Below are 10,267 nucleotides of genomic sequence, written 5' to 3' on the forward strand. Positions count from 1 at the left end.
TGCGTCGTCACGATGAGCGGCATGGGGAGACGACAGGCTTCAGGTGTTCGTGCGAGCTGTCAACGACCGCCGTACACGCCTCAGGACGTGGTGCAGTACGCGCTGGAGATGACTGGCTGGGTCATGCCTGGCGCGATGTTCTCGTACTCCGGCTCCGGCTCCGGCTCCAACACCGATACCGACGCCGACTATCGGCATGCCGCACCGCAAGGTGACCCGGCTGTGGCGAACGGCGGGGCGCGGCGTGCGTCCGGGGTGGCGGGCGGGGACTGAGGTGCTGGGTCGGCGATGGGGTCTGTATTAGGGGTTTGACTTACTAGGGCGGGGCTGGCTGATGGGCGATACCGCAACGAATGCCGAGCGGACTCGGCGGCGTGCCGGGAGTATGCGGCTTGTCAGGGTTTGTGTTGCCTTTGTGGCGTTGCAGGTCGCGGTGGTGACGGTGATGCCGGCGCGGGTGCGGGGGATCACGGCTGGGTTGCTGACGATGGTGACGGTCGTGGTGGTCATCACGGTGGCGATGGAGGCCAGTTTCAAGCGGGCGGAGGTGCGGGCTGCTGAGGCTGCCCCTCGGTCTGCTTCGCGCTCTGGCTCGCGTGTCGGGGAGTTGCCTCGGCGGCCGCGGGAGCGCTTCAGTCCTTTGATTCAGCGGGCCTACTACCTGGCGCGGAACGACTCGTCCGCCTCGCATATCGCGCGGAGCTGTGACATCCCTGAGGCGTTCGCCGTGCTCATCATCGACGACGTCCGACGTACTGCGCCTCGCAAGGGGCGGGCGGCGCGTAATGCGTCCGGTCGGGCGGCGCGCAATTCTTCCGGTCGCGCGCACAGTGACGGCCGGAAGCCGAAGAACCCGCCCGCGATCTGACACTCGCGGACTGCCGCCTCCCCCTTAGAAGAGGTACCCACATGTCAGCACCGACCATCCCGGCCGCGCCGCCGATCGAAGCCAAGCGCGGGCTATGGGGACGCCAACTCGACCGGTATCCCGGTAACGGAGCACGGGCGCTCTATCTGGGCATCGTCGTGATCACCACGGTCACCTTGTACTACGAGCTCTTTGTGCAGAACGCGGTGTCGACGCAGATCGCCGCGCAGCTGCACATGTCCTTGGCGTACCTCATCGGCATCATCGTGACGGGCTACGGGCTCGGCGCGGTGGGGTCGATCGTCGCCGGGCTCGCAGACCGTTGGGGACGCGCGAACCTGGTGGTCTACGGATTGGCCCTGACCGGACTACTGGTGCTGTTCGCGTTGCCCAACGCTCACAGCAAGCTGACATACCTGCTCCTGTTCGGCCTGGTCAGCGTCGTCGAGGGCGTCGTCCTGGTGGCGAGCCCGGCGCTGGTGCGCGACTTCTCGCCGCAGGTCGGCCGGGCCTCGGCGATGGGCTTCTGGACGCTCGGTCCGGTCGTCGGCTCCCTGTTGGTGACCGAGGTCTCGAGCAACACCCTGAACGCGCATCCCGATTGGCAGTACCAGTTCCGGTTCTGCGGCATCGTGGGCCTGGCGGTGTTCGTGATCGCCTTCTTCGGGCTGCGGGAACTGGCGCCGCGGCTGCGCGACCAGCTGATGGTCAGCCTGCGGGACCAGGCCGTGGTCGAGGCGCGGGCCCGCGGTATCGACCCGGAGCGGGAGACCGAAGGCCGGTGGCGGCAGGTGCTGCGCGCCGACGTGATCGGATCGGCGTTCGGGATCGGCGTCTTCCTGCTGTTCTTCTACATGGCTGTCGGCTTGTTCATAGTCTTCTACTCCACGACCTTCGGCTACAGCCTGGCCCGCGCGAACGCCCTCGGAAACTGGTACTGGGGCTTCCAGGCCGGCGCCCTGATCGTCGCCGGCGTGCTGTCCGACCGGCTGCGCGTGCGCAAGCCGTTCATGCTGGTCGGCGCGCTCATCAGCACCGTCGGCGTGGCGCTGTTCGCCAATGCCAGTTCGCACGCCGACACCAGCTACTACCACTTCGCCTGGATCATCGTCCTCATCTCGGTCGGCGGCGCGATCGCCTTCGCGGCGTGGATGGCGGCGTTCACCGAGACCGTGGAGCAGCACAGCCCTGCCGCCATGGCCACCGGCCTCGCGATCTGGGGCGCGACGCTGCGCATCATCGTCGTGGCGGCGCTGGGCTCGCTTCCCGTCGCGATTCCGTCCGCCGAGACCCTGGTCGACCGGGGACCGGGGGTCTCTGCCGCGGTCTCGGGCCAGGACCCGACCCTGAACGCGTCGCAGAACGCGATCGTCAAGGCGGTGGCAGCGGACCCGAGCATCGCGGTCCGCGCGCAGACGCTCGCCGCCCAGGACGCCTCCGAACTCGCGACCGCCGCACAGCTCAGCCCGGCAACCTCCGCCGCCCTCATCGCGAATCCGAACGACCAGCTGACCCGGGCCACCGCGCTGAGCGAGGTCTCCGGCAAATCAGTCCTCGAAATCGCCCAGGTGCAGACGCTCAGCACGCGCTACCAAGCGCAGCTCGCCACCGCCGCCACGCTCGACCCGGCGACCCAGGCGGCGCTGGCGACCGGTGGCGCGCCCGACCCGGGGACGCTGGGCAAGGCTGTCGGCGAGATAGCCGCCGGACTGCACGTACCGGTCGCCACGGCCACCGCGGACCTGCAAGCGCTGGCCCAAGTCCCGCCGACCGACCTGGCCCTGCTCCGCACCGACGGCCCGATACTCCAGCAGGCGCTGACGAAGCTCACAGCGCTGGGCACCGTCCCGGCAGCCGACCTGACGTTCCTGAACACCTACGGCCGCGGCCTGAAGGACCCCGCGGTGACGTCGGCGCTGACCCACCTGCAGAAGGAAGCACCGCTGGTGCAGAAGGCCGCCAAGGACAGTCCGTCGCAATGGCAGCGCTGGTGGTGGATCTGCTTCGTCGGCCAGCTGCTCTTCCTGCCGTCCATCTGGCTGCTCACCGGACGCTGGGCCCCGTCCAAGGCCCGCGCCGACGCCGCCGCGCACAACAGCGCGGTCGCTCGTGAACTCGCCGCCCTGGCGACGGAGCGGACAGGCGGGCAGCAGGCGCGCTGACCCAGCTCAACGGTCGACCTCCCCGGTGGACCGTCGCGCCTCTTCCGGAACAGCCCTTGAACTGCGGCAGACGCAGAGCGAGGGCTGTTCCGCGTACAGGGCAAACAGGAGTGCCAGACTCCGCACAGTCGTGACGAGCTTGTACACTCCCATGCCATTGTCTGCCATGTAATGGGCAGGGCGGGGCAGAGCGAAAAACGGGGAGCTTACCAATGGCGCGTCCGACGGGGTGGGATGTTCTGGGGTTGGATGGGGATCCGACTCCCGGCGTGGTGGAATCGGTGCAGGCGCTGGCGAAAGCCTTCGGGGACTTTGCCCACGATGCGGAAGCGGCGTATCACAGCCTGAACTCGTTCGGGTCGGATGCTACGGCGTTGCAGTGGGTGGGTCAGACTGCTGATGCGTTCAAGGGCCAGTTCGGTCCGTTGCCGGGGCGGCTGCAGAAGCTGTACACGTCCTACAGCGAAGCCTCCGATGCGCTGTCGGCGTATGCGCCGCAGCTTCAGGCGGCGCAAACCAAAGCCGACACCGCGCTGCGTCAGGCACAAGACGCCAACTCGAATCTGCAACGCGCCACCAGCAACGCCAACAACGCTGCCACTGATTTGAAGACGGCACAGCAGAGCCATGCCACAACGCCGAACCCGCAGGCTGTTACGGATGCCCAGACCGCGCACGACACCGCGCAGACCAACCTGAACAACGCCAAAGCCCACATGGCCGCGTTGGCCAAGCAAGCCAACGACGCCTACAACGACCGCATCAACGCGGCGAAGACCTGTGGCAGTGCCCTGCATCACGCCCAATCCGACGGCATCCACAACAAACACTGGTGGGAACACGTCGGCGAGGTCCTGTCCGAAGTCGGCGGCGAAATCGCCGACATCGCCAACGAACTCGCCCCCTTCCTCGACATCCTGGCGCTGGCCACCTCCTGGATCCCCGGCGTCGACGTCGTCACCGCCGCCCTCGCCGAAGCCGACAACATCATCGCCATCGCCGGCACTGCCATGAAGATCACCGGCGACGCGATGCAGGGCCACTGGGGCGACGCGCTCATGGGCGCCGGGATGCTCGGCCTACAGTTCGTCGGCGGACGCATGCTGGGCAAGCTCGGGGGCGAGGCCGAAGGCGAGGGGCGCAACCTCCTGGGCAGCGCGGAGAAGGACGCTGAAGGCGATGCGGCTTCAACCGCCGAGAGGGGTGGCCAGGAGGTCGACGGCAATGCCGGCGCCACCACGGACGGCGACCCCGTCGACGTGGTCTCGGGCCAGATGCTGACCTGGGACGACGACGTCGTGCTGCCGGGCGTCCTGCCGCTGATCCTGCGCCGCGCCTACGCCTCGAAGTACGACACCGGGCGCCTGTTCGGACCCGGCTGGGCCTCGACGCTCGACCAACGGCTGTCGGTGAACGCCGCCGGGATCCACTTCGTCGGCGACGACGCGCAGACCCTGCACTACGCGCTGCCAAGCGAGCCCGGCGACACGGTCTACCCGCGCGAAGGCGCCCCTTGGCCGCTGGTCTGGGACACCGCGGCCGACGAGATACGTATCAGTGATCCGATACGCGGCTACACATGGCACTTCCCGACAGTGCATTACAGCGAGGACACCGGGCAGATCCGCGACCTCATAGCCATGAGCGACCGGAGCGGCAACCGTGTCGAGTACATCCGTGACGCCCTCGGGACGCCGGTCGAGGTGCGGCACTCGGGCGGCTACCGAGTCGCTGTGGACCTCCGCGAGACGGCATCCGGGCAGCGCATCAGTGCCCTGAGGTTGGTTGGCGATGACGCGGAATCCGCTCTGCTCATCGGATTCGGCTACGACGAACGCGGCCGCCTGAGCCGCGTCATGGACCCCGAGGGCAACTCCCTCCAGTACTCCTGGGACGAGCAGAACCGGATCACCGGCTGGCAGGACCGGCTCGGGATGGACTACCACTACACCTACGACGAGCGCGGCCGCGTCGTCCACGGCCAGGGTAACCACGGGTTCCTGACCGCGTCGTTCGACTACCACGACGAAGAGCGCTTCACCCTCGTCACCGACTCCGACGGGAACGTCACGCGCTACGGCTACGACGAGCGCGGCCGGATCGTGGCGGTCACCGACCCGGCCGGCAACGTCGAACTGCGCGAGCTGGACCGGTATGGGAACCAGCTGTCGGTGGTCGACGAAATGGGACGCGCGACCACCTTCGAACGCGACGGACTCGGGCAGGTTCTCCGCTCGGTCATGGCCGACGGCGCGGAGACCACGACGACGTGGGCCGCACCGGGACTGCCCGAGCAGATCACGGACGCCATCGGAGCGGTATGGCAGTACTCGTATGACGCGATGGGCCGCCTGGCGACGGAGACCGACCCGTTGGGCGCCGTCACGTCCTACGAGTACACCGCGAACGGATATCTGAGCCGGATGACCGATCCGGCTGGGCATGCGATCACCGTCGAGTGCGACGCGGTCGGGTTGCCGGTGCGGGTAATGGACCCCGACGGTTCGGTCACGACCACCACGCGCGACGCGGCAGGACGTATCAGTACTTTGACTGACGGCTCCGGTCGCGTCACGGAACAGCACTACGACTCGCGCGGCAACCTGCTGACGCGCATCATGCCGGACGGCGCGACGTGGACCTTCAGCTACGACCTCGAGAGCAACCTGAGCGGCGAGCAAGCGCCGGACGGCTCGGTGCGTACGTGGCAGTACACGTTCTTGAACACCTTGGTCGGACGCACTGAGGCGGACGGCGCGGCCTATCGCTTCGCGTACGACGGCCAGATGCGGCTGACGACGGTCACCGGACCGACCGGAGCCGCCTGGCGCTACGAGTACAACCCCGTCGGGCATCTCGTGGCTGAGACCGACTTCAACGGCCGGCGCATCGACTACGAGCGGGATGCCGTCGGTCAGATGACCGTCCTGTCGCAGGCCGAGGGCCGGCGGCAGCAGTTCCTCCATGACCCCGTCGGCAGGGTGCTGGCGATGGACGCGGACGGCGACGTCACCCGCTACAGCTTCGACGCTGCAGGGCGCATGATCGCAGCCACGGCGCCGGGAACGGAACTCAGCCGGACGTACGACGCGGTGGGGCGGCTCGTCACGGAGACCGTGGACGGGCACGCCGTGTCGTATCGCTACGACGCGGCGGGCCGTGCCGCCGGACTTCGGCTGTCGCAGGGGCACGAGGCATCGTGGGAGTTTTCGCCGGGCGGCGCGCTTACACGGCTCAGCTCGTCCGGTCACGAGATCGCGTTCACGACGGACGCGGCCGGTCGTGCCACCGGCTGGGTGGCGGATCGCAAGCTGAGCATGACGCGCGGATTCGATGCCGCGGGGCGCTTGGCCGCACAGCGGGTCACGTTCGGAACGTCGGCTCTGGTCGCGCGGGATTTCGCGTACTCGCCGACGGATCTGCTCTCTGAAATCCGCGATGTGCGGACCGGCACGCGTCGCTTCGAACTGACCAAGGCCGGGCGGGTGGCTGGCGTCCAGGCCGAGGGTTGGCACGAGTCCTACGCATATGACGCCCTGGGCAATCTGGCGTCGACCAACAGCCAGAACAGCGAATCGGTTGTCTATGTCCACGACGGCACGCTCATCAGCTCTGCCGGACGGACCGTCTACCGGCACGATGCGATGGGCCGGGTGGTCTCGAAGACCCGCCGCCTGCTTTCCGGTGGCACGAAGACCTGGGACTACCGCTGGGATGCGCGCAATCGGCTCGTGGCCGCGCGGACGCCCGAGAACGTCGTGTGGACGTATCAGTACGACCCGCTGGGTCGCCGCGTCGGCAAGGTCCGCCTGAACGGGGACGGCAGCGTGGCCGAGCAGATCCGCTTCACGTGGGACAAGACCCGGCTGGCTGCCGTCACGGCGGCCGACGGCACGGTCACGACCTGGGACTATCTGCCCGACACCTTCACGCCGATCGCTCAGCATACGCACACGCCGGCGGCCGGGTCTGTGGATCCCGACGTGGCTGTGACGTACGACGTGGCTCCGGTGTCTGCGTCGGAGCCGGACTTCGCGCTTGTCGTGACCGACCCCGTCGGCACACCTACGGAGCTCGTCAGCGCTGACGGCCATGTGGTGTGGCAACAACGGCGCGCGTCCATCTGGGGATTGCCCGCGGATATCGTCCCGCCGGACGCGGACGAATTCCCGCTGCGTTTCCCGGGGCAGTATCACGACTCTGAGACCGGACTGCACTACAACCTCAACCGCTATTACGACCCGGAAGCGGCCGCGTACCTCACGCCCGACCCACTGGGTCTGGAGCCGGCGCCGAACCAGTACGGCTACGTCGGCAACCCGCTCGCCGACAGCGACCCGCTCGGCCTCTACCCGGCCTCCGGCAACGCCCGGGGCGGCAACGGCTCCAACGAGAACGTGATGCCGAAGAGCCAGGCTGACGACGTCGCCAAATATCTCGGCTACAAGAAGACCAAGGAAATGTCGGCGGGCAAGCAGCCGATCTGGGTGAACAAGAAGGCCGGCGGCGGCCAGCCGAAGTACATCACCTACGACCGGACCGGCCACAGCGGCGGTATCTTCAAGGGCGCCAGCTTCGAGAAACCGTTCCAGACCACCAAGGACACGGGTCGCGACGGCACCTACGATCTCGACGTCGATGGGAGCGGGAACGTGTCCGGTCTGAAATGGGTCGCGAAGTGACCGTCGAGCTCGTCATCGCCCCCGCGTCCGCCGAGGTCGCCGCCGGCCTCGGCGACGCCGCAGGCTGGAGTGCCTACGAGCAGGCGCTGCGCGCGGTGTTGGCCGAGCTGCTGGACAGCGTCGGCATCGGCGCCGGAGCCGGAGCGGAAGCCGGCGCCGGAACCCTGACAGTCGACAGTCTGATCATCAACGAGCCCCTTCCGGAGCGCTTCGCACGACTGCGCCCCGGCGCGACCATCGACGTCCCCGAGGCGCTGGATCTGGCTGTCGGCATGGTGATCGGAGACGGTCCCTACCTCACGATCCAGGCTCCCGGCGGATTCGAGCTGGCTTCGGGATGGGACGGCGCGGTGCACGTTCTTCTGCCCGCCAGGCCTGCGGAACTTCAGCTGCCGCATGCGGAGCAAGACCCGGTGTTGCGGCTGGAGTGGCGCGATCCGCCGAGCGTGGATCCCGAGGACACGAAGCTCATCACCGCCGTCGCGGACGAAGCGTTCTGGGCCGAGGTCGAGGCTGCCGCGTCAGCCGCTGCGCCTCAGCCGACGCTGCTTGCTGAGCGCTGGGCGTATGGCGCTCTGGGCCTTCGGTGGTTCCTCGTGACTCCTGGGACAACCCAAGCCCAGGAGCTGGCGCGAACGGTCGAGCCTGGGTCGCTGCTGTCAGTGGTCGTCGCACCAGAGCTCGATCCGAGTCCTGAGGCGCTGGAGGACGGCTTCGAGGAAGCGACCGTCGGGGACCTGTCACTGCTCATCCCCGACGAAGCGCTGGCTAAGTGGCGCGCGGTTGTTCCGGATGCTGACGGTGTTGTGCGCGCACGGTGGGAAGACGAGACGGCGTAGCATGCGGCCTGATCAGCGGTCACCGTTGCTCGACAGCATCAGGAGTGGCTGCTGCATCGACGGTGGTAGTGAATTCGAGCAGCGCCTTCGCCAGTTCGTCTGGCGCCTCCATGGCGACGTAGTGGCCGACGCCGTCGAGTGACACGGAGCTGATTTCGGCTGATGTGGTCTGGGACATGGTGTTGGCGGTGAAGGCGCCGCCGCGCGCGCCGACCGCCAGCACGGGCATGGTCAGCCCGGGCTCTTGGGCGAGGGCTTGGATTTCCGCGCCTTCCCGCAGCATCGAGCGGTAGAGGCCGGTGGCTCCGCGCCAGCCGTCTGGGCGCGAGTAGGTGCGGACGAACTCGTCGATGTCCTCGCTGGAGACCGCTTCGGGGGAAGCGCATAGCGCCGGGAACAGGAACTGTCCGAAGAACTCGCGCTCGCGGCCGGCGAGCAGCATCTCGGCGATGCCCGGCGTGGTGAGGACGCCGATGTACCACGCGCCGCCGCGGGTGACGTCGGCCAGCGCCTCGACGCCGAAGCCGGGGAGGCCGGTCTCGATGGCGGTGAGACTGAGCACGTCCTGCGGGTGCGTGGTCGCGAGGCGGAAGACCGTCGCGCCACTGATGTCCTGGCCGGTGAGGTGGACCGGGCCGACGTCGAGATGCGCGATGAGCTGGTGCAGGTCTTCGGCTGAGGTCGCGCTGTCGTAGCTGCTCGGCTCGTCGCTGGAGTCGCTGGAGTTGATGGAGTCGCCGGAGTCGCCGGAGTCGATGGAGTCGCCGGAGTCGCCGGAGTCGATGGAGTCGATGGAGTCGATGGAGTCGCCGGAGCGGCCGGAGTCACCGAAGCCGCGCAGGTCGACGGCGAACACCCGGTGCTCGGTCGCGAGCAGCGGGATGAGCTTCCGAAACGCCCACCAGGTCTCGGGGAAGCCGTGGACCAGCAGGATCGGCGAGCCGCTGGTCCCAGCCGCGACGTAGTGGAGCGTGGTCCCGTTGACGTCCGCGTGGTGGTGCGTGATTCCCGGGAGGCTCGGGCCGGTCGGCGTCGGCGTCGGCATCGGGATCGGGTTCGGGTTCGGGTTCGCGTTCGCGTTCGCGTTCGGGTTCGGCATCGGCATCGGCATCGGCATCGGCGTGGCGTGCATGTGTTTCTCCCTGCCTGAGACAACCTGGATGTCTCAGAGCCTAAGCCAACCAGGTTGTCACTGGCAACTGCCGTAGTCTTCTGCCCATGTCCCGCTCTGGCGCCGACCTGGCACTTCTCCTGCTCGGAGGCTTCCGCTCGCTAGTGGACGGCGCGACAGCCGAGCTGGCCCGCCGCGGCTACGAGGACGTCCGCCCCGTCCACGACTTCGCGATGCGCGCCATCGCCGACGGCGCCGGCAACGCCTCAGAACTGGGCCGCCGCCTGTCGGTCTCCAAGCAAGCGGCAGCGAAGACCATCGCCGTCCTCCAGGACCGCGGATACGTCACCCGCGGCACCGACCCCCGCCATGCCCGCCGCATGCTCCTGCAAGTGACACCCCTCGGCTTCGAGGTACTCCGGCAGGGCGAAGCCATCTTCGACGAGCTCCGCGAGCAATGGGAACGACAGATCGGCGCCACGCAGCTTCAGAACCTTGAGACCTACCTGGCGGCGCTGTCCGGCGATCCAGCCGTGCGCTTCGACACGCCTGGGTGGATGTCGCGCGGTCTCGGCGACTTGATGTAGGTGGACGGTTCGACTACG

General features: G+C 68.1%; 7 protein-coding genes. 6 read left to right on the plus strand and 1 reads right to left on the minus strand.

The genetic code is table 11. The features are described from left to right. Nucleotides 1-108: 108 nt before the first annotated feature. The 5 genes from CACI_RS51855 (at nucleotide 109) to CACI_RS42645 (ending at nucleotide 8,551) form a co-directional block, all read left to right on the plus strand. Nucleotides 109-273 (plus strand): hypothetical protein, encoded by a 165-nt coding sequence (locus CACI_RS51855; RefSeq protein WP_190276698.1) that lies wholly within the window; start codon nucleotides 109-111, stop codon nucleotides 271-273. A gap of 142 nt (nucleotides 274-415) precedes the next feature. Next, nucleotides 416-868: a hypothetical protein gene (locus CACI_RS42630; protein ID WP_143765634.1), complete on the plus strand. Its 453-nt coding sequence runs from the start codon at nucleotides 416-418 to the stop codon at nucleotides 866-868. 41 nt (nucleotides 869-909) lie between these two features. Continuing rightward, a complete protein-coding gene (locus CACI_RS42635) occupies nucleotides 910-3,030 on the plus strand; it encodes an MFS transporter (protein WP_015797174.1) in 2,121 nt (706 codons plus the stop codon). A gap of 212 nt (nucleotides 3,031-3,242) precedes the next feature. Continuing rightward, a complete protein-coding gene (locus CACI_RS42640; protein ID WP_015797175.1) occupies nucleotides 3,243-7,712 on the plus strand; it encodes a toxin C-terminal domain-containing protein in 4,470 nt (1,489 codons plus the stop codon). Beyond that, nucleotides 7,709-8,551, plus strand: coding sequence for a hypothetical protein (locus CACI_RS42645; RefSeq protein ID WP_143765635.1), 843 nt, complete (start codon nucleotides 7,709-7,711; stop codon nucleotides 8,549-8,551). Before CACI_RS42640 ends, CACI_RS42645 begins: the two co-directional genes overlap by 4 nt. A 19-nt stretch (nucleotides 8,552-8,570) precedes the next feature. Here CACI_RS42645 and CACI_RS42650 read toward each other — a convergent pair whose 3' ends face one another. Beyond that, nucleotides 8,571-9,596: an alpha/beta fold hydrolase gene (locus CACI_RS42650; RefSeq protein ID WP_041543946.1), complete on the minus strand. Its 1,026-nt coding sequence runs from the start codon at nucleotides 9,594-9,596 to the stop codon at nucleotides 8,571-8,573. 173 nt (nucleotides 9,597-9,769) lie between these two features. On the opposite strand from CACI_RS42650, the gene CACI_RS42655 reads away from it, so the two are divergent. Continuing rightward, on the plus strand, nucleotides 9,770-10,249 hold the full coding sequence (locus tag CACI_RS42655; protein WP_015797178.1) for a MarR family winged helix-turn-helix transcriptional regulator: 480 nt from the start codon (nucleotides 9,770-9,772) through the stop codon (nucleotides 10,247-10,249). The last annotated feature ends 18 nt before the right edge of the window (nucleotides 10,250-10,267 follow it).

Source organism: Catenulispora acidiphila DSM 44928 (assembly GCF_000024025.1).
Classification (GTDB): domain Bacteria; phylum Actinomycetota; class Actinomycetes; order Streptomycetales; family Catenulisporaceae; genus Catenulispora; species Catenulispora acidiphila.

Bases quoted from the DNA above. Each gene is read 5' to 3' on its own strand.
- CACI_RS51855 (WP_190276698.1), top strand. From the start codon at position 109: ATGACTGGCTGGGTCATGCCTGGCGCGATGTTCTCGTACTCCGGCTCC.
- CACI_RS42635 (WP_015797174.1), top strand. From the start codon at position 910: ATGTCAGCACCGACCATCCCGGCCGCGCCGCCGATCGAAGCCAAGCGC.
- CACI_RS42640 (WP_015797175.1), top strand. From the start codon at position 3,243: ATGGCGCGTCCGACGGGGTGGGATGTTCTGGGGTTGGATGGGGATCCG.
- CACI_RS42650 (WP_041543946.1), bottom strand. From the start codon at position 9,596: ATGCCGACGCCGACGCCGACCGGCCCGAGCCTCCCGGGAATCACGCAC.
- CACI_RS42655 (WP_015797178.1), top strand. From the start codon at position 9,770: ATGTCCCGCTCTGGCGCCGACCTGGCACTTCTCCTGCTCGGAGGCTTC.